Origin of the sequence: Winogradskyella pelagia (genome assembly GCF_017581965.1) — a bacterium.
In the GTDB taxonomy this organism is placed as follows: domain Bacteria; phylum Bacteroidota; class Bacteroidia; order Flavobacteriales; family Flavobacteriaceae; genus Winogradskyella; species Winogradskyella pelagia.
Genome location: NZ_JAGEVF010000017.1, coordinates 1 through 22174 on the forward strand (window position 1 = coordinate 1; position 22174 = coordinate 22174).

The window sequence follows — 22174 nt, forward strand, 5'->3', positions numbered from 1 at the left end:
GAGATTATAAGGAAGTCGCCTTCTCTAATTATTGTTTAAGAATTTATTATCTTTTCATTCTCAAAGCAGAACTACGTTTAACCCTGCAGTTGGCATGCATTAAAAACACTCATATGAGAAAAACATACATTTTAATTATCCTTTTCATAATAATTGGATTCCAAGCAAAAGCTCAAATATTTGAAGTTAGTTTCGACTCAAATGTAATGCTAGAAGAGTATTCAGGAAATGTTCTACTTTACCTTTCAAAGGAAAAAAAGTCACCCAAGGATATTTTTGTTGGACTTGAATTGACACCAGTGTACAGAGTTGTTGTTAAGAATTTAAAAGCTAACGAAAGTGTCATTTTTAATGATAATGCCATATCCTATCCTGTTGAATTATCGAATATTGAGCGAGGAGAATATTATGTACAGGCTGTATTCGATTTGAATTTAGGTGATGCAAATATTGGCACAAGCTCTGGAAATTTATATTCTGAACCAATCAAAATTGATTTGACTAAAGATTTTGACAAAATCTTCAAGTTAAAAGCAAATAAGGTTATTCAACCAATTAAGTTTAATGAAACCGAATTTCTAAAAGAATTAAGTGTTAAATCAAATCTCTTAAGTCAGTTTCATAAAAAAGATATTTTTGTTAATGCCGCGGTTAGCTTACCAAAAGAGTACTATGAACAGCCTGATAAAGATTATCCAGTCATATTTTCAATTTTTGGTTTCGGAGCAAATTATAAATTACATTCAGGTCGTAATACTTTTTTAGAGCAGTTAGGAGAACAACCTACAATTGTAATTTATTTAGACGGTAACTGTCCAGAAGGACATTCTACATATGCTAATAGTGATGTTAATGGGCCTTGGGGAGATGCACTTATAAATGAATTTATACCTGCCTTAAAACAAAAATATCGAACTAATGGTGCATTTTTATTACACGGTCATAGTAGTGGAGGATGGACTTCTCTTTGGCTACAAATAAATTACCCAAAAACATTTGCTGGAGCTTGGTCAAGCGCACCTGACCAAGTAGATTTTAGGAACTATCAAAATAAAAACATTTATGATACAAATAATATGTTTTATGACGCAAAAGGAAATTTATTAGCTGATGTTACCATAGCAGGCAGATTTCCAGTAATCAGTGCGAAAGATTTCTACAGAACAGAAAATGTAATTTACCGAGGTTCTCAACTACGTTCGTTCGATGCTGTTTTTGGAGGGTTTGATAATGATGGAAATAGAATCAGATTGGTAAATATTCCAAGCGGAGAGATAAACAAGAATGCTATTCCTCTTTGGAGGAGATATGACCTTTCAATTATTTTAAGAGATAATTGGAGCAATATAAAAGATGACCTTACTGGCAAAATCAGAATTACAGTAGGCACAAGTGACAATTTTCATTTACACCACGCAGTCAAACTTTTAGAGAAAGAAATGAAAAGTATAGATGCTAATATAGAATTTGAATATTATGCAGGAGACCACTTTACATTATTTACAGAAGAATATAAAAATGATGGTATTAATTTTTTATTAAAAAACTACGAAAATTGGCTGAATGAAAACAAATAACGTATGCCAACAATGTATAAAAATAATAGCGGTTTAATCGCTAAAACGAAAGTAAGTAAATATAAATAAGGTCTGTATTTAACTGAAAAGTTAGTGAGTTAAAATCCGCTACTATTCTTATACGGAGACGTTAGAGCACATTCAGCTGAAGCTGACTTGTGTTGCTCCGTTCTGCGAACTCCCGCCCCACAAGAATATGTGCTCTAACGCCCTGCTAAACCAAATTGAATAAGTAATTATCAGCTATCCACAGCTCCAGCTGACGGACTCAAGCCCTTAACGTGCCATAACAAGTGCTAAAAGCAATTTGGTACCGTATCTTGAATTCCCAAGTCAATAAATTCTACAATTTACGCTTCGCTCAAGCGAAGCTAATTGACAATCAATAATTAGAGACTATAAGGAAGTCCTTTTCTCCAATTATTGTTTAAGAATTTATTATCTTTTCATTCTCAAAGCAGAACTACGTTTAACCCTGCAGTTGTAAGTAATTATGAGACAAACTTTAATATTATTATTCATCTTTAGCTTAATTTCTTGTTCTTCATCTAAAGTTAACAATAAAGAAATCAATGAAATTATAGTTAAAACAAACTTTAACGATTTAAAAATTGCTAAAATATCAAGAGTTATTAATTCAGATACGATTAATTTTAATGAATTACGATTTCATAATATTGATTCTGCGTTAGATACAATGAAATCTATGTTTCTAGATTTTGGTTCTTGGAATAATAAAGCTAATGGATTACATCAAAAAAATATTCAACGAAAAGTATGGGAAAACATAAAACTTTTTGAAAACGATGAAAGGTTCACAATTATAGCAGATGGAACAGAAACTGTAAATGAATATTATGCTTGTTTGATTGTTTTCGATTCTCAAGGAAAAGACTGTTTTGATGAGAATCATCCTTTAAAAAATAAATTAATTAATTATTTTCACGAAAGAATGAAAGAGAATAGGAAAAAGGAAATAAATTATTTGGATTTAAGATAAATAACTACTAACAACAACGTATATAGCTCATAGCTAATTAGTTGCTTAATCGAAGTTAAGGCGTATTTGGAAAGTTGCCAAATTTTTAAATTTGACGATTTCTAATAAAGAAAATAAATAGTAAAATTTAAAAATCTGGCTTATTCTTAATCCGAAATTAATCGCTAATTTACACGCTACGAGCCTTATATAAGACCGATGAGAACACATTATTCATGTCAGTTTATTTTATTTTATAAGAATTCATCTGTTCGCTGCGCTCGGGTCGCCAAAGGCGAACTTTAATTACTACGTGCTTCGCACTCTCGTCCTTAAAGCAAGGTGTTCTCATCTGCAGGGTTAAACCAAATTGAACAATTACGTATCAGCTATCCAAAGCTAATGCTGGTGGACTGAAGTCCTCAACGCGCCATAACAAGTCCTAAAAGCAATTTAGTTCATGCCATTTCTATTGTATTAAAAAGGAATTCATGAATGCGAAGCATTTGGCCCTGATCCTCGAATTCCCAATCCAATAAATTCCATAATTTACACCACGCCGAGGCGTGCCTAATTTACGACCAATAATTAGAGATTATAAGGAAGTCACCTTCTCAAATTATTGTTAAGGAATTTATTATCTTTTCTTTCTCAAACCAGAACTACGTTTAACCCCTTAGTTAGGCATTAATTATGAACCGAACCTATTATTTAATAATCTTTCTTCTGAATTTTTCTTGTTTTAGTCAGAATTATGAAATCAATAAATTGTCGGAAACAAATCCTCTCTATGAAAACCAATCCTATGAATTTCCTTTCTTATCAGGATCAAATAAAGTTATTAATGATAAAATAAATTCGATTATAATTTCAGATCTGTTAGATATTGAAATGGGTAATGAAAAGTTAAGCATATTTGAAAATGTTTGGAGTACAGAAAAAAATAAAATACCTAGACTTGCATTTTTAAAGTATAAAACTGAAATTCTCAATTCAGAAATCTATTCTGTTTCTTTTTTTGGAGAAGGTTGTGGTGCATATTGCGAAGAATTTCAATCTACTTATACTTTTCTATTGGAAAATGGAGAGCAATTAAATTTAGAAAATATTTTAAGTGATTCTGGACAGAAAAGACTACTTGCAGAACTCATTAAATACAAAAGAGAGCTACTTGACAAAGCAATTCTTAGTGTAGAAAATGATATGCAAAATGTAAATGCTACTAAATCAGATTTAGAGGTGTTCCAAATGGAAATAGGATTATATAAAAATTGCTTTCTAAACTATAAATCACTTGAACACTTTAGATTTGTTCCTTCTGATAACGTAATAGATATATACATAGATAGATGTGCAAATCATGCTAGCAGAGCTCTTGATAATGTAGGAATTACAAAATTTCAGTTAAAAATTAACGAATGGGAAAATGAATTTACCGAGTTGGGAAAAAGCCTAATTAATAACTAATGCCAACACCGTGTATAATTAATTGCTAGGTAACTGCCGACTTACGAACATTCCTGCGGAATATTCTATCTGTGATTTGTTTGCTAACTTAGTTGCTTATCCACGCAACGTATCATATACAAAATCGTTGGCGGTCATTAAAACGAAACTTTATGAAACAAATAATATTAATAGTACTTGGAATACTAATATCATCCTTTTCCTTTGGGCAAACTGAAAACACAATTTCAAAAAACGTAGCAAATATACTTTTTGAAAAAACCAAAGACTTGCCTGAGAACACAGAATTTTCAATTGCCTTTATCATAAATGACAAAGTTTCTTACTACGGATTTAAACGAGTCAATGACACGATAGACTATACTGAAAATTCAAAGAAAGTTTTTGAAATAGGTTCAATTACTAAAGTGTTTACATCTACAATACTTGCAAATTTTGTTTTAGATCAAAAAATAGGAATAAACAATCCTATACAGGATTATTTTGATTTTCCTTTAAAAAATCAACAAATTAAAGTAATTCAACTGGCTAACCACACCTCTGGACTTCCTAGATTACCTTCAAACTTAAATTTAAGGGAAGTTGACCAATCTAATCCGTATAACGAATACAATGAAGATAAACTAAAAGATTACTTAACAAATGAATTAGAGTTAGATAGTCTCGCGGGTAGCAACTATGAATATTCCAATTTAGGAGCTGGAATATTAGGCTTCTTATTAGAAATTCAAGCAGGTTCAGATTATGAGACCTTGCTTAAAAAATATATTACAGAAAAATATGGAATGAATAACACTACAACAAATATTAAAAAAGTTCAAGAAAATTTGATTAAAGGAAGAGATAGTATCGGAAATGAAACCTCGAATTGGAATTTAAATGCACTTATGGGTGCTGGAGGTATATTATCAAATGTAGAAGATTTAGCCAAGTTTACAATAGCCCAATTTAACACTGGAAATAAAGAACTTGCATTAACTAGAAAAAGTACCTTTGAAATACCAAAATACCGAATGGAGGTTGGGTTGGCTTGGAATATCATCAAACCAGAGCCTAAACTCACTTGGTACATGCACAATGGAGGAACAGGTGGATATTCATCAATTATGGCCATGGACACTGAAAATAAAATTGGCATTATCATTCTTTCAAATGTATCTTCATTCCATAATAAGGCAAGAAACATTGACCAGCTTTGTTTAGGATTAATGCAAAATCAATATAAAAAATAACGAACCGCCAACAACGGCTATAATGCGTTACGGCTGAAATTGCTTACGCCAGTTCGCACTGCGTGCTCTTGTCCTATTCGGAATTTCAAGCCTTTTTACTAAATTTATGGTTACGGCAGAATGATACTCGCTTACCATTCCGTAACGAAACCATAGCCAAGACCGTTGGTGCACAATATAAAAACAAACTATTTAGTCAATATATTTTGAGATTTTTCTTTTGAAACCTATCACTAATTATACAAAAAGCGGAACGTTTAATATTGCCTATCAAGTAATAGGCGAAGGTCCTGTAGATATTATCTATATTCCTGGTTGGGTATCTAATATTGATATGATGTGGTCTGAGCCAAGACTAGCTGCGTTTCTAACAAGACTTGCATTCTTCTCACGTTTAATAATCTTTGACAAAAGAGGTACCGGATTATCAGATAGATCTGATGAGTATTCTACTATGGAAGAAAGAATGGATGATATAAATGCGGTAATGGATGCTACAAATTCGAAAAAAGCTTTCTTATTCAGCCATTCAGAAGGAGGTTCTGTTAGTCTATTATTCTCTCTAAGTTATCCTAAAAGAACACTAGGAGTAATTGGTTTCGGGATTTTTGCTAAACGTAGATTTTCTGAAGATTATCCATGGGCACCTACAGATGAAGAACGTGAAATTTCAAATAAATTAATTGAAAACAATTGGGCACATGGTAAACTAGATGAATTGCGCTCACTCGTACCGTCTCTTGCACATGATAATGGATTCATGCACTGGCTAGCCAGTTATTTGCGTTCAGGAGGAAGCCCAAAAGCTGCCTTGATTTTGCATAAACAATGTACACATATCGATGTGACTGATATTCTAGATTCAATAAAAGTACCAACTCTACTTCTCTTTCGAAAAGGTGATGTCGAAATCCGAGTCGAAGAAGGTAGATATATAGCAGAACGAATAGCAAAATGTAGACTTATCGAATTAGAAGGACAAGATCATCTTTTCTGGACTGGAGACACCTATCCTATTTTAGCAGAAATACAAGAATTTGTAACTGGGATTCGTCCTCATAGAACAGATTTTAACTGCGATACTGAAGAAAATAAAAAATCAGGTGTTGACTTAACAACAATAATGACTGAAAATTTTTTATATAATTTAAAAGTTGAAGAATTTGCAAAATTATGTGGCAGAAGTCTTTCTGCTTTTAAGAGAGATTTTAATTCTGCTTATAATACTACTCCTTCCAAATGGATTAAGACTAAACGGCTAGAATATTCAAAAAAACTCCTTTTTGAAAGCGATCTAAATATAAATGAAATATGCTATGAATGTGGTTTTATAAATTCTTCACATTTTATCAATTCTTTCAAAAAACAATTCGGTGTTCCTCCTCTTAAATTAAGGAATTCTAATAAAGTTCCCTAGTTTTAGATTAAACCGTTGGACTTTTTAGAATGTTTTTTGGCCTTATTTGAAAGCTCTATGAATTTGTAATGAATGAACTTTGTTTAATAATTTAAACAAGTACTACATTATGAAATCAAAATTGACATTTACATTAATTATGACTTTAGGTTTATTCTGTGCTAGCTGCAATGCTCAAGTTGACCTTATAAATGATGAATTTCCAGAAGCTAAACAAGAAGTAATGGAGACTTTTGGTGCAATAGCACAAAGCATCAAAGATAAAGATTTAGACAAGCTAATTTCCTTCCATGCTTATGGTCCAAAATTTACTGAATTTAAAAATGGAGAACCACGTAATGGTGGTAAAGCAAATGAAATACACGAACGAAATGTATTTGGTTCAGTCTCAGAGGTGATAAAGTTCGATGCGAAAGATTTACAGATTGCAGTTTATGGAGATGTAGCTAATCTCACCTTTCATTCTGATTTTCATTTAAAATTCGGTGAAGATTTAGTTATAGTAAATGATCAAATAACATTATTATTCGTTAGAACTAAAGAGGGTTGGAAAATGGTCCATGAACATCATTCTCCATTAAAAAAGATGTAATAGAAACCAAGTTCTATTTTAAGATTTAAAAGCATTCAAATTATTCTCAAAAAATATCACTTTATTTTCTTTGTATTGGTTTTGTATTGGTTAATTTCTTTATCGGAAGCTTCACATAGTATATATTTGGCTAAATCCATTTAGACAAAGCAATATGAAGCATATCTATTCTCTGATAATACTAATTTCATTTTATTCTGGATTTTCACAAAGTTTACCAATAAATTTTGAAGGAGATATTACTACCAGTGATTTTGTTGATTTTGCCGGTGGAACAGCAACCGTAGTTCCCAATCCATCATTATCAGGAATCAATACCAGTAGTACAGTTGGCCAAATCGTGAGAGATGGTGAAACTATTTTTGCAGGATCAAAAATTTTATTGACAGATAACCTAGACTTCTCAGTATTGACTAAAATTTCAATGAAAGTTTATACTACCGCTCCAGCAGGTACAGTGGTTAAGCTTAAATTAGAAAATCAAGGTGCTGTGGCTGCAGATGTAAATGTGACTACTACGGTTTCAGGTACATGGGAAACTTTAGAGTGGATTTTAGTCGGCACACCAAATACAGCAAATGAAATCGTATTTATGTTCGATTTTGGAAATATAGGTGATGGCTCCTCGACTTCTACGTTCTATTTTGACGATGTCGAGCAAGTTGCAGGGCCTACTGCTCCAGTCCCAACATCTTTGCCTATTGATTTTGAAACAGGAATAGTTGATACTGACTTTTTAAACTTTAATGGATCAATAGCTAGTGTCATTTCAAATCCTCAGATTGAAGGTATTAACACAAGTAGTACCGTTGCTCAAGTTGTACGTAATGGTGGTGATTTTTTTGCAGGAAGTCAACTATTATTAGATGGCCCTATTAATTTTACTACGCTATCTCAAATATCTATGAAAATATATACAACTGCGCCCGTAGGTACTCGCATTAAATTAGAAATACAAGGCCCAAATGCTCTTACTAATTTAGATTATATTACTACAGTTTCAGGGACCTGGGAGGTTGCTAGCTGGAATTTTTATAGGCAAGCCAATAATGATGAAGGCCAACCCATTGATTACAATAAAATACAGTTCCTGTTTGATTTTGGCAACGTAGGAGATGGAACAGCTACCTCTACCTTTTTGTTTGATGATATCCAACAAGTAGCGGGCGCAACAATACCAGAACCTCAGCCAACAACCTTACCTATTGATTTTGAAAATAATAGTGTTGTTACGTCTGACTTTACTGATTTTTTTGGTGCTATTACAAGTGTTATACCGAACCCTAAAATAGACCAGAACAACCCAAGTGCAACAGTAGCACAATTGGTAAGAAGCGGTGGTGCAGGATTTATGCGCAGTAAATTGATCTTAACCGAACCACTGCCAAACATGTCTGAATTTGGAACGATTTCTATGAAAGTTTACACTGAGGCACCTGTAGGCAGTATATTAAAATTTAAATTAGAAAACATTGTTCCAAATGCTTTTGGAAAAGAAGCAGATGCTTTAACTACAGTATCAGGTGAATGGGCAACTTATACATGGGATCTTTCAAATGCCGATAGTCCTATATATGACGTATTAACCTTCATGCTCGGCTATAATGGATCAAATGATGCATCACCTAGCGCCACTTTCTTATTTGATGATATTGAAATAATTCCCAATAGTCTCAGTAATGGTCCTGACCTTTCTTTCAATATAGATGAGATAGTTGCTTTTCCTAATCCAATTAAAGATAAGGTAACCATAAGCTCTAAAAACAAAAGCATCAATAATATTACGATCTATAATATCCTCGGAAAAGAAATTTTACAACTTCAACCAAACAGTCTTAAAACAAATATTGATATTTCATACTTAGATAATGGCATTTATATTGCTAAAATCTTAACTAGTTCAGGTATAATTAGCCTTAAATTATTAAAAGAATAAATCATAACTAGTTTAATTTAAATCCTATCATAATTCTAGTCTTTTAATATTTTGGAGGCTTCCGATGCATTAAATCATCAATTAATAAATTTCAAAGAGAAGGCATAAATAATTAAAACGGTACACAACAAGGTGACTAATTTCTGCTCAGTTACTTAAGGCCAAGTATTTCTTCTTCAATTTGTATATTTTTATAATCAAAAAATTAGGAGGGCACAGCCTCTTCTCTTTTCCTTTGGCGCAAGTCTTTTTCTCAAATTATTACTCCAGAATTTATTATCTTTTCATTCGCAATACTAACCTGCTTTTAGCAGGTCGTTGTGCTTCATTATAACCAACCATTAACTAATGATAAAACTCTTTAGTTTATTGAAATTGAATTTTGCATTGCAAATTAGAATTTCCTGTGGATAATTGGTAGAAATAGCCGCTTGCGGAAAAAATAGAAACCGAAAACATGATTAAATTTTTTAGGCGAATAAGGCAACAACTTTTAGACGAAAATAAAACAGGAAAGTATTTTAAATACGCCATCGGTGAAATTGTTCTTGTGGTAATAGGTATTCTCATCGCATTACAGATTAACAATTGGAATGAAAACAGAAAAAATGAAATTGCTGAAGCTGATTACTACTGTAGAATTTTAGAAGACTTTGAACGCAATGAAAAGTTAATTGATGAAACTGCTAAAATTATAACTCACAAAATAAAACTCTGTAAAGTCCTTTTGTTAGACTTAAACAACTTCCCAAACAATAGAAGTACCATACTAAATGATTTTGTGACTGCCTTAAGACAAGATGTTTTTGTACCTAGTACGATTACGTTCGATGAATTAACGGCTTCAGGTAAATTAGAACTGCTAAGCGATATAAAACTAAAGAACAGATTAATTCAGCATAGCACTTATTTAAATAATATTTTAAATCTACTTCAAGAAAACAGAAATCTAATAACGGACAGAATGGATGATTTTGAATCGATAAGTGATTTTGGACTTCAAGATATTGCTTATCTAAATAGGGAACTAGATAAAGAACATTTAGACCTATTGCCAAATAACAACTGGACTAATGAGCCTGAGAATCCCGTATTCATAAAGTTTCAGGATAACCTTGTCCTTTTTATAGGGATGCTCATTAGGCAGAAACAGCATTTGTCTAATTTAAAAATGGAAATACAAGAACCCATAGAACTATTAAAAAACAAAAAGTGCAACTAACGAAGGTATAATTAGAAACCAATGATATTATTGAACCAAAATTTATATAGTAAATCAAAGCTCCGATGGATATTTGGGCAATTCAGCTGCTATCGGACAAGCTAAATACTCAAATTATAAATATGGTCTACTTCAAAGAATACCGTATCTTCAAACATCCATTAAATCAACTAATTATTACTCTATGTTCTCATTGTTCAAACCCCTAAATGCGACAGCCGACAAAGGATTTAAATCAGCCTTATTAAAGACCATATCATTACTAGCCCTTATTATTTCAGCTTCCTGTGCCAATGATGAAACTGAAGCTGTACAGGACAATTATTCTCTATTAGGTATAGGACATGGTCTTCATGGGTCAATGCTAATGGTCAGTGATTTAAATCGAACGCGAGATTTTTATTCCGATACTCTCGGATTTAGAATGGCAAAGACCGACAAGTTTAAAAAAGGGTTTTTTGATGGAACCTTAGTGACGAGCATCAACTTTCCCGATGCCTCAAAATTAGATTTTCTCTCTGTTGAGGATTCTTTAATCAAAGACGCACCACCAACTTTTATATCGTCATTTTTAGCTAATCACCAAGGTGTACAGCGGTATTATCTATCTAGTTCTTCTTTAGACACAACAGCTTTATGGCTTAATGATAAAGGATTTAAAATGGATTCTATTAAAGGATACCGTAGATCTACAGAGCCCGTAAAAGGATGGTCACGTGATGATGGTGAATCACAAGAACGCAGTTTAGATTTTCAAAAGACAACTGCCACTTACTTACCACAATTTATAGAGGACGCTACAAATGACTATGAAAGAATGCATAAAGACTGGAAGACCTATTATGCCTTTTACAGAAGTTTTTCAAATCACCCAAATGGTGTTATAGGAATCAATAATATTCAATTGGCCGTTAACGACCTAGATGCTGTCCGCAAGGATTTTGAAAATATGGGACTTAATGCCTCGGATGAAAATACTTCGAAAAAAATGGCCCGCTTCAAAATAAAAGGACATCAAGAATTGGTGTTAAAAATGCCCTCATCTGAGGATGATGACATGTCAAAATTTATATCCGAACGTGGCTCTGGTGTATATGCCTTACGCTTTGATGTAAAGAATATAGATTCTACCTACCAGTATCTAAGTCAGCGTTTACCATCTGAAGCACTTTTGCGTGATTCCACATTACATACAATCACTATACCTCGTCAATTTGCCTATGGAGTGCAATTGGAGTTTATAAACGAACCTAAAGAACAAGCACTGTTGGCCGAACAATATAAAATAGGCGCTAAACTAGATAGTACTGCCAGCAGCAATGCTGCGGGAATGTATCAAAAATATTGTGCGCTATGTCATGGTGAAAATAGAGAAGGTTATGCGGCGGATAACGCACCATCGCTGCGCTCGCATTCATTAATGGCAACTTCAAAGACTAATAATTTTCAAAGATATACCGTTCAATATGGTAGGGCAGGCACGGCCATGGGTGGTTATTTAAATACACAAGGCGGCCCTTTGGAATACATAGAAATTGAATTGTTGTTACAATGGCTATATGAGCAAAGTGGCGTTGAGGAACCTATCGAACTCTCAAGAGAGCCTGTGACTGGAGATGTCGCCGTGGGCGCGGAAATATATTCAAATAGATGCTCTGTATGTCATGGTGCGGATGGAGAAGGCATCTCGGCACCAGCTCTAGGCAATTCTATGCTTTTGGCCACGGCAACAGATGAATTCTTAAAATATGCCATTAAAGAAGGGCGTGACGGAACCCCAATGATTGCCTACAAAGATTCCCTAAGTGAGAAAGAAATTAATGGGCTGACCTCTTTTTTAAGAACGCGCGCTTCTGGCTGGAATATTCCAAGTGCGGATACCATTAGTGTTCCAACACCAGATAAATATATACTCAATCCTAATAATAAAGCACCAAAATTTAATTTACGAAAAGAACTTTATGTCCCTGCAAAAGAAGTTTATCAAGCACTACAAGACAGTGCTCGAATGATAATTTTAGATGCACGATCAGAAGTGGCCTGGCGACAAACCCACATTCCGGGATCGATACCTGTACCCTATTACGAAGAACCTGAAGAATTTGCTGACAACTTGCCTAATGATGACACCTGGATCGTTGCATATTGCGCTTGTCCGCATGCAGCTTCGGGCCGTGTGGTGAATACCTTAAGAAGGTTAGGGTATAAAAATACAGCCATAATAGATGAAGGTATATTGGTATGGGCTCAATTAGGTTATCCAGTGAATTATGGGCAGTAATGAAATCGGAATTCAACATATCCAAATACAAGAGACTTCATTATAACCAACCAATAACCAATGCTAAAATTCTTTAGATTAACGAAACACAGTTTTGCAAAGCAAAACCAAAGGTCTGCTAGACCTTTGGTTAAGATAGACGCTAGCGGTAAAAATAGAAACCTAAAACATGATTAAGTTTTTTAGCTATTTGAAGAAAAGGTCTGGTAGACCTTTGATGAAAATACAGAGCAAGGTAGAAATTATTCAATTATGATTAAATTTTTTAGAACTATACGCTATAACCTTATGGAAACGGGGAAAACAACCAAATACTTTAAATACGCCATCGGCGAAATCATCCTAGTGGTGATTGGGATCCTAATTGCTTTAGGAATTAATAATTGGAACGAAAACAGAAAAAGTAAACTTGTAGAAAAAGATGTCTTAAATAATATTTATGAAAATCTAGGTGTCGATTCGATACAGTTTGATTATTACAAGAATCAATATAAACAGATAGACAAGCTACATCTAGACCTGTATAGATATGGCATTAAAAATGAAACTATCGATTCCATTTCGGAACCCGTTCTTATTAGACGGACATTATACTTCAAGCAATTAATTACTTCAGATTTTAAAGAAAATCTATACACTATAAATAATCAAAAAATAAAAAAGGAATTAGTCTCATATATTGGCAGTATTAATGATATGGAGACTATTTATCGGATTCAGCTTGTACCGTTAATTAATGGAAGACTAAAACCATATCTAGCAGAACAAGAGCTCTATAATGCTGAGAACTGGTTTGAATTAAAAAAAAGAACCATTCAGAGTGATACATTTGAGGAAATTACCGGTAAAAATATTGTTGACAAGGATAAGCTTCTTGCGCTGGCCAAGACGAAGAAATTTCAGCAACTATTATTTGAAGTCAATGCGAAGTGGAATGAATTCTACACGCGCTTAGAAACCGTCATAGCAGAAAACAATGACTTAAGAGCGCTAATTGAATCTGAATTGAAGACTTATTAAATAAAAAAGCACCTGAGTTTTATAAATCAAAATGACTAACAAAAAGAGTCCCGTTTACTTAGCAAATAAATTATGATAAAGTTCTTTAGAAAAATAAGATACAACCTCATGGAAACAGGAAAAACAGGCAAGTACTTCAAATACGCCATTGGCGAAATCATCTTAGTCATGATTGGTATTCTTTTAGCACTTCAGGTAAATGACTGGAATACCAAGCGATTATTGAAGTCCAAAGAGCAGGTCTATTTAAAACAAATTAGAATTAGCTTAAACAATGATTTAGAAAGCATAAAAGAGGTAAAAGAATTTAATGCTGAAAAAGCGTCTTACATAGACTCAACATTTATCGTATTAGAACAGTCTTCTAATCCTGAAAAATATGTGCCTCTTATTATTAATTATATGTCTGTAATGGCTGAGTTTAATGTTTTTGAACCTAACACTATTGCTTTTGAAAATATGATAGCTGCAGAAAATATTGACCTTATTACCAATATGGATTTAAGGAAAAAACTTTCACTCTATTATCAAAAGGATTTTGTGAATATTACCCAAGAACGCATTAAAGAGCAAACACGCAAATTTGTAGATGATATTATTCCTAAAATAACCAACAGACAACTTGCAAAACAATTGACTACATATGATTCTCATTTGCCCGATATTTCTGAGACTACTATTCATAGTGACCCACAAGTTTATGCGCATCTAGTTATTATGATTGCTAACATGGATGCTCAGAATGAACTTTTAGATACCACAACTGAGGAAATAAAACTTTTAATTGACTTAATTGATAACAATATACAATCCTAGATATGATTAAATTCTTTCATTATTGAAACAAAATTTTGCTTTTGCAAAATCAAAGGTCTAGTAGACCTTTGGCGTAAATAGCCGCTTGCGGAAAAACTAGAAACAAAAACTATGATAAAGTTCTTCAGACACATTAGAAAATCACTACTTATGGAAAATAAGACAGGCAAATTCTTTAAATACGCCATTGGGGAAATTATCCTTGTCGTTATTGGGATTTTGATTGCGTTACAAATAAACAATTGGAATGAAAACAAAAAATCAATAAAGCTTGAGAAAACCTATTATTGTAAAATCGCAGAAGATTTACAGGTAGATATTAAAAACATTGATAGCTCATTAGTCACTATAGATAAGCGATTGGAAAGCACAGAAAGGTTTTTGAAAAACCTTTTAAAAATCCAAGAGGATAAACAAGTTATTTTCAAGGACTTTATACCAACAATTCGGTATTATAAATTCATTCCAACCAAAGCAGCTATTGTAGATATTACGTCGTCCGGGAAACTAGAAACGCTGAGAAATCAAACCTTAAAAAAAAGAATTTTAAGCCATTACACAGAACAAGATAATGCATTGCAAATCATTGATGTAAATTACAATGCACTAGTCGAAAGGCTATTTGACATAGAAAAATTTTCCGACTTTGGGTTTCAAGAAGTACCGCAGTATCAAAACATATTTGATCCAGAATTGCAAGCACTATTATCCAATAAGCAATGGCAACAAGATCCAAATAACGAACTATTTGTAAAGATGAAGGATTTGATGATTTTAAATATGATTCAAGGAGAACGCGAAAAAGAGCTTCTTAAAGGTATTGAAGTTGATGCTGAAGAGTTGAATAGTTTATTAATTGAAAACTGCAATTGATATGATAAAATTCTTCAGACATATTAGAAAATCATTACTAGAACAGAATAAAATGGGAAAATACTTTAAATACGCCATTGGCGAAATTATTCTTGTGGTAATAGGTATTCTCATCGCGTTACAGATTAACAATTGGAATGAGGAACGTAAGCAATCAGAAAAACGTGACTCTTATTATTTGAGTATGATCGGAAGTTTTGAAAAAGACTTACAAAAGATTGATAGCTATGAAAAATATCTTGAGGGGATACAGAATAACGTTAATGAATTTAGGATAAATGTAAAAAAATCATCTAATTACTTAAAAGCAAGCCAGTACATTGACAGCCTTAATATTTTTACAAGTGATTTAGATTTGAATGCTTCGATATGGGAATCTATTGTTAATTCTGGTCATATTGAACTAATGGATGAAAGCATTAAGAGTTCACTTTTAGAATTTTGGAATAGCTATAATGATTATAAAGAAGCAAACTATGCCAATAGCCAGCATTATTGGGATCTTATTAAATCTATCTTATTAACAAACTCAAGTAATTATGCATTGAAAGTTGTTAAGCAGAATGAAGTATTATCTCTAAAAGCCGAAAAAGCTAGAAATCATATGGAAGAAGTAAATACTGTTTTAGTCGCTATAGGATTTAGGGAGGTAGGTAATCGTGGATCTCAATTCAGAATGAAACAATTCAAAAATGAGATTAAAAAAATCATTTCAGATATGAGAAATAAACTTGATAATTGAATTAATTTTATTGAACAAAAACAACGATAGCACAACACCGTGTATAATTAATTGCAAGGTCACTGCCTACTTACGAACATTCCTGTGGAACATTCTATCTGTGATTTATTTGCCAAATTAAGTGCTTAAAACCTGTAACAAACCATAAACAACAACGTTCTTGGTCATTAATCATAACAAAATGAAGGAATTCTGAATATACTTAAAATCAAGGTTTTATTTGGTTTTATTTAAACCTTCTATTAAAAATCATATTATGTTTAAAAACTTAAAAGTAGTAGAGTTGGCAAGTGTTTTAGCTGGTCCTTTAACGGGTACTTTCTTTGCAGAATTAGGGGCCGAAGTTATTAAAATAGAAAATAAATTGACTCATGGCGATGTTACACGGACATGGAAACTCCCCACTGAATCCAAGGAAAATTCTATTTCCGCATATTACAGTGCAGCAAACTTTTCGAAAGAAAGCCTGTTACTTAATGTAAAAGATACTGCAGATTATGAAATTTTAATTAATCATATTAAAGAAGCCGACATTATCATAACCAACTATAAACCTAGTACTGCCAGAAAACTTAAATTGAGTTACGATGATTTAAAAAAATACAATCCATCGCTCATTTTTGCAGAACTCACAGGTTTTGGTGGTGACGACTCAAGACCAGCCTTTGATGTTGTTCTACAAGCTGAAACCGGTTTTATGTATATGAATGGCGAACCAAAAAGAAAACCAGTAAAAATGCCAGTGGCTTTAATTGACATACTCGCAGCTCACCATTTAAAAGAGGCTATTCTTTGTGCAATGATTAACAAGTTAAAAACTGGTGAAGGAAAACATATCAAAATTTCGCTATATGAAAGTGCTATAGCGTCATTGGCCAATCAAGCTACCAATTGGTTAATGGAAAAGCATATTCCACAACCTATGGGAACCCAGCATCCCAACATTGCACCCTATGGCGACATGTATACGACAAAAGATGGTAAATTATTGGTTTTGGCCATTGGCTCCGATAAGCAATTTGAGAATTTATGCGCACTGTTGAACCTAGATGGTAAAATATTTAAAACCAATGCCCAACGCCTAGCTCTACGAGACACCTTGAACGACAGAATAAGTGAACGTTTAGAACAAGAAGCATCAGCTTACTGGATTTCTAAACTTGAAGAAAACAACATTCCCTATGGTATGGTAAAAAACATGCAAGATGTTTTTGAGGATAAAAAAGCAAAAAAGATGTTGCTTAATGAGGTTATAGAGGGTACTGAAACAGTGAGAGTGAAAACAGCACTTGTTTAGCATTTAATGACCAAAATTAAATAGGCGTAAATTAAATTTAACGACTGTGATTATTCTACGGATAATTCATTAAGTTTGAGTTAATCACTTTGTCATAATTCTTATTTTTTAATAAAAAACCCATGAGAAACCAATTGTTCACATTCCTGCTGTGTTTTGTCAGCTCAACTTTTATTTTTGCTCAGGACAAAACAGACAAACCTTGGTCAGATAAAAACTTTGAAGGCTTAGAGCTTCGTAGTATCGGACCTGCATTCATGTCTGGTCGAATTGCAGATATCGCTATTCACCCAGAAGATGATAATATTTGGTATATCGCTGTAGCTTCAGGAGGCGTTTGGAAGACTATAAATGCAGGAGTCACTTGGGATCCTATATTTGATAAAGAAGGGTCTTTTGCAACGGGTTGCGTGACCATTGACCCTAATAATCCCCATGTTGTTTGGGTAGGTACCGGAGAAAATGTTGGTGGCCGTCATTTGTCTTTTGGCGATGGTGTATACAGAAGTGATGATGGAGGAACCACATGGAAAAATATGGGTCTAAAAAATTCAAATCATATTTCTAAAATTGTGATTCATCCCGAAAATTCCGATGTGATATGGGTGGCCTCACAAGGTCCACTTTGGTCAAAAGGAGGCGAAAGAGGATTGTATAAATCTACCGATGGTGGAATAACTTGGAAGCGGACTTTAGGGAATTCTGAATGGACAGGTGTAACCGACATGGCTATTGACCCGCGTAATCCAGACCAAATGTATGCGGCGACCTGGGATAGACATCGAACTGTAGCTGCTTATATGGGTGGAGGCCCGGGAACTGGATTGTATCGAAGTGCGGATGGTGGTGAGACTTGGGCAAAACTCAAAACGGGTTTGCCTAAGTCTAATATGGGAAAAATCGGTTTGGCGATTTCTCCACAAAAGCCTGATGTATTATATGCTGCTATTGAATTGGACAGACGAAAGGGTGCCGTCTATCGCTCAACAGATCGTGGCTCGACCTGGAAGAAAATGTCTGATGCCGTTTCCGGTGCAACAGGACCACATTATTATCAAGAATTGTATGCTTCACCACATCAGTTTGATAGATTGTATTTGATGGATGTGAGGGTGCAGATTTCAGAAGATGGTGGCAAAACATTTCGCCGCATGAAAGAACAACATAAGCACTCCGATAATCATGCTTTAGCTTTCCGAAAAGATGATCCTGATTATTTATTGATGGGAACAGATGGAGGCATTTACGAAACTTTTGACTTAGCAGAAAATTGGCGTTTTATGGGAAATCTTCCCTTGACGCAATTTTATAAAGTAGCGGTCGATGATGCCGAACCTTTTTACAATATCTACGGCGGTACACAAGACAATTCAACAGAAGGCGGTCCTTCTCGAACCGACAATATACACGGTATTCAAAATTCAGATTGGAAAGTGGTCTTGGATTGGGATGGTCATCAACCAGCTACAGAACCTGGCAACCCAAATATTATATACGGACAGCGTCAGGAAGGAACTTTGTCTAGAATTGACATGATTACTGGCGAGGTGATGAACATTCAACCGCAACCTGCTGCAGATGAAGATTATGAACGCTATAATTGGGATGCCCCAATTTTGGTTAGTCCTCACGCGCCCGAACGAATTTTTCATGCATCGCAGAGATTATGGGTTTCTGACAATCGCGGAGATGACTGGCGCACCCTTTCGGGAGACTTAACTCGTAATCAAAATCGTTTGGAACTTCCGATTATGGGAAAACAACAAAGTTGGGATAATGCTTGGGACTTGAATGCTATGTCCAATTATAATACGATTACTTCTATCGCTCAATCACCACTTGATGAAAATTTAATATACATCGGTACCGATGATGGATTGATACAAGTAACAGAAGATTATGGGAAAACTTGGCAGAAAATCGAAGTTAGTACAATTAAAGGGATGCCAAAAACACCCTATATCAATGATATCAAAGCAGATTTACATGATACCAATACGGTGTATGTCGCTATGGATAATCACAAGTATGGAGATTATCAACCCTACATTTTAAAAAGTATGGATCGAGGAAAAACTTGGAAGCCTATTCAAAATAATTTACCAAAACGGAACTTGGTTTGGCGTCTTGTCCAAGACCATGTAAAAAAGGATTTGTGGTTTGCAGGTACTGAATTTGGAATTTATTTTTCTCCAAATGCTGGTCAAAAATGGATAAAACTCCAAGGTGGTGTTCCTACCATTTCGTTTCGGGATTTGGCGATTCAACGCAGAGAGAATGATTTGGTTGCTGCCTCTTTCGGGCGAAGCTTTTATGTTTTTGATGATATTAGCGTACTGCGGGAAGTAAATGATGACGTTTTTAAAAATGACGCTACTTTATTTTCCACGCGAAAAGCATGGTGGTATATTCCTCGAGGTCATCTCGGTTTTGAAGGAAAAAAAGGGGATCAGGGTGCTGACCATTTTGTGGCGGATAACCCTCCATTTGGAGCTGTTTTTACCTATTATTTGAAAGATGATTTGAAAACAAAACAGGAGATTCGAGCTGCCCAAGAAAAGAAAAATGAAGACAATATTGCTTTCCCTGGTTGGGATGCTTTGGAAGAAGAACGCATGGAAAGTAAACCAAAAATTTGGCTGGAAGTCAAGGATTCTAAGGGTAGTATTGTTCGACGTGTAGAGGGTTCGTCTAAGAAGGGCTTTCATCGAGTAGCTTGGGATTTGAAGTATCCTTCTCCTAATGCTATTTCTATGATAGAACCTCCAACACCCATGTGGGACGATAGGCCAAAAGCATTGATGGCTGCACCAGGAAAATATTCTGCTACCCTATTTCAGCAAGTGAATGGAGTGCTGAAAGCGTTGTCGCAACCAATAGAATTTGAAGTTGTCCCTTTGTGCAAAGGTGCACTGCAAGGAGCATCGCCAGAGGAAGTTGCAGCGTTTTGGCGACAATATGAAAATGCCGTGCGTTTGCATTCTGCGGTTCAGATAAGTTTAGCTAATAGTTTGAAACGTGCACAACGCATGAAAATAGTATTGGATAATTCGCCTACAGCAGCAGGTAGTTTTGATAATCGATTGACAGAAGTGCGACTAGAACTTCTAAAAATTGACCAAGAGCTAAATGGTAAAAAATCGAAAGTAGAACCTGGAGAAAAAACGAAGCCAACGGCTGGCGGAAGATTGTTTTCTTTACAGATTGGTATTGATCGTTCGACTTATGGTCCCACGACAAATCATAAAAATGCTCTACAGCTGATAAATGAGCAATTGAGTTCATCACAGTCACAGTTGGAAATGAGTCGAGGGAAATTATCGCAGTTAGCGAAAGATTTAGTTAAGGCAGGCGCACCGTGGATGGAAGGAGAAGCACTACCGAAGAATTGATGGTTTGCGTTTTTAGAAATCTATGCAAATTAAATGAAGTAAGTCAATTGTAGTATACTTCGTATGAGAGGATAAAATAAGACCTTCAACCTACACTAGTCCCCCAAAGCAACGGCAGGACTTGAAGCTTTAGGACTTAAACTAATACTATTTCATCTTACAAATATTATCTTAGAATCACTTTTTTGAGAGACTTTTTGATTGTCTTTTTGCAATTCACCAATATATATACCACAGCCCAATTCACCGGCATTTAAAGCACTTCTATTTAAAGAGGTCTCTAGGATTTCTCGAATTACCGCTCTGCCAAGTAAATCATAAATAGAAACTACCTTTTTCTTCCTCGATCGGTACTACACTTTCTACATCTAGACAAGTAGGTTAAAGAGAACTCATACACACCTCTGGTATTTCCTATTTTAGAGGTATTTAAATCATAGGACAGTCCAAATCTAAACTCGGTGTATTCAAGTCCTATAAACGTATTTATTGAGGTGATTAAATGACTATTGTTAAAGTTCCGAGCTGGATTTGTAGCGGCTGTTATTCCAAGAAGAAAGAGGTCCATTTGAAATAGTGACCCAATATCAAATCTATTATATTGGCCTTGTTGCATATAATTAGCTATCATCATTAAACTACTATCCCTTAAAAACGGAAATCGATAATTGGCATGAAGCGAATAAAAGATGTTGAGTTTAACTTCTTCCCCTTCTACAAAGGAAATATTTGGTCTATTAAGGTGCTTAACCGAAGCCCCAAACCAATAGGTAACCCCATTGAATTCCTCCCTCTCAAAAACCATTCCTCCAGAAATATCAAGATAATAGCGGTTAATGGTATTGTTGCTCAAGGGATCAATAGAAACCGGATTTACCACACCACTACTTATGTCAATTTGATCAGCTAAGGTGAGATTCCTAAACCTATTACTTTTACTTCCTACCCCTACCTCAATCGCTGGCCTAAAAAACCATCCGTTATTTAAATTAACCCTATGTGCATAGTTGGCATTTATTTGAACATAATTATAATTATTGAAAGACTCATATTGCCAAACTGCGTTAAGACCAATGCCAAATCCTAGACTGGGTCCGTAATCAAAAGATTTATTGACAAATGCATATTGAGTGGTCAAATTGAAGTCTAGTCCAGGCCATTGTAGCCTACTTAACAATCCAGCATGAACCCTGTCATTATCTTCAAACCCAGAAAAAGCAGGATTAATAGTTTCCTGAACATAATTGGACTGGGTAAATATGGGGTCTTGTGCTTGTAATTCAAATACTGCAATAAGCAAAAGAGCTAAAATTGTACTTTTAAATCTCATC

General features: G+C 34.3%; 17 protein-coding genes. 15 read left to right on the top strand and 2 right to left on the bottom strand.

What is annotated here, in order from left to right; translation table 11 throughout:
* The 15 genes from J4050_RS14740 to J4050_RS14810 form a co-directional block, all read left to right on the top strand.
* The coding region (locus tag J4050_RS14740) for an alpha/beta hydrolase-fold protein (RefSeq protein WP_208155388.1) at positions 1 to 1577 on the top strand (1577 nt) is incomplete at its 5' end.
* 493 nt (positions 1578 to 2070) lie between these two features.
* Entirely contained in the window at positions 2071 to 2577 is a 507-nt protein-coding gene (locus tag J4050_RS14745; RefSeq protein WP_208155389.1) for a hypothetical protein, read from the top strand.
* Positions 2578 to 3324: 747 nt separating this feature from the next.
* On the top strand, positions 3325 to 4023 hold the full coding sequence (locus J4050_RS14750; RefSeq protein WP_208155390.1) for a hypothetical protein: 699 nt from the start codon (positions 3325 to 3327) through the stop codon (positions 4021 to 4023).
* 152 nt (positions 4024 to 4175) lie between these two features.
* Entirely contained in the window at positions 4176 to 5255 is a 1080-nt protein-coding gene (locus J4050_RS14755) for a serine hydrolase domain-containing protein (protein ID WP_208155391.1), read from the top strand.
* Between the two features lie 220 nt (positions 5256 to 5475).
* On the top strand, positions 5476 to 6672 hold the full coding sequence (locus J4050_RS14760; RefSeq protein ID WP_208155392.1) for an alpha/beta fold hydrolase: 1197 nt from the start codon (positions 5476 to 5478) through the stop codon (positions 6670 to 6672).
* Between the two features lie 109 nt (positions 6673 to 6781).
* The gene (locus tag J4050_RS14765; protein WP_208155393.1) at positions 6782 to 7264 is read left to right on the top strand and encodes a nuclear transport factor 2 family protein; all 483 of its coding nucleotides are present in this window, start codon (positions 6782 to 6784) and stop codon (positions 7262 to 7264) included.
* A gap of 154 nt (positions 7265 to 7418) precedes the next feature.
* Positions 7419 to 9200, top strand: coding sequence for a T9SS type A sorting domain-containing protein (locus J4050_RS14770; protein WP_208155394.1), 1782 nt, complete (start codon positions 7419 to 7421; stop codon positions 9198 to 9200).
* Between the two features lie 457 nt (positions 9201 to 9657).
* Positions 9658 to 10422 (top strand): DUF6090 family protein, encoded by a 765-nt coding sequence (locus J4050_RS14775; protein ID WP_208155405.1) that lies wholly within the window; start codon positions 9658 to 9660, stop codon positions 10420 to 10422.
* A gap of 73 nt (positions 10423 to 10495) precedes the next feature.
* On the top strand, positions 10496 to 12703 hold the full coding sequence (locus J4050_RS14780; RefSeq protein WP_208155395.1) for a c-type cytochrome: 2208 nt from the start codon (positions 10496 to 10498) through the stop codon (positions 12701 to 12703).
* Positions 12704 to 12955: 252 nt separating this feature from the next.
* Positions 12956 to 13723, top strand: a complete 768-nt coding sequence (locus J4050_RS14785; protein WP_208155406.1) for a DUF6090 family protein — start codon at positions 12956 to 12958, stop codon at positions 13721 to 13723.
* Between the two features lie 72 nt (positions 13724 to 13795).
* A complete protein-coding gene (locus J4050_RS14790; RefSeq protein WP_208155396.1) occupies positions 13796 to 14539 on the top strand; it encodes a DUF6090 family protein in 744 nt (247 codons plus the stop codon).
* Between the two features lie 150 nt (positions 14540 to 14689).
* On the top strand, positions 14690 to 15412 hold the full coding sequence (locus J4050_RS14795; protein ID WP_208155397.1) for a DUF6090 family protein: 723 nt from the start codon (positions 14690 to 14692) through the stop codon (positions 15410 to 15412).
* A gap of 1 nt (position 15413) precedes the next feature.
* Positions 15414 to 16154, top strand: coding sequence for a DUF6090 family protein (locus tag J4050_RS14800; RefSeq protein ID WP_208155398.1), 741 nt, complete (start codon positions 15414 to 15416; stop codon positions 16152 to 16154).
* Between the two features lie 256 nt (positions 16155 to 16410).
* The gene (locus J4050_RS14805; RefSeq protein WP_208155399.1) at positions 16411 to 17451 is read left to right on the top strand and encodes a CaiB/BaiF CoA transferase family protein; all 1041 of its coding nucleotides are present in this window, start codon (positions 16411 to 16413) and stop codon (positions 17449 to 17451) included.
* A gap of 122 nt (positions 17452 to 17573) precedes the next feature.
* Positions 17574 to 20843, top strand: coding sequence for a WD40/YVTN/BNR-like repeat-containing protein (locus J4050_RS14810; RefSeq protein ID WP_208155400.1), 3270 nt, complete (start codon positions 17574 to 17576; stop codon positions 20841 to 20843).
* 152 nt (positions 20844 to 20995) lie between these two features.
* On the opposite strand, the gene J4050_RS15400 is transcribed toward J4050_RS14810, so the two are convergent.
* Positions 20996 to 21166, bottom strand: coding sequence for a T9SS type A sorting domain-containing protein (locus tag J4050_RS15400; protein WP_208155404.1), 171 nt, complete (start codon positions 21164 to 21166; stop codon positions 20996 to 20998).
* Positions 21167 to 21171: 5 nt separating this feature from the next.
* Positions 21172 to 22173 carry a PorP/SprF family type IX secretion system membrane protein gene (locus J4050_RS14820; protein ID WP_208155401.1) on the bottom strand — a complete coding sequence of 334 codons (1002 nt, stop codon included), beginning with the start codon at positions 22171 to 22173 and terminating at the stop codon, positions 21172 to 21174.
* Position 22174: the final 1 nt, after the last annotated feature.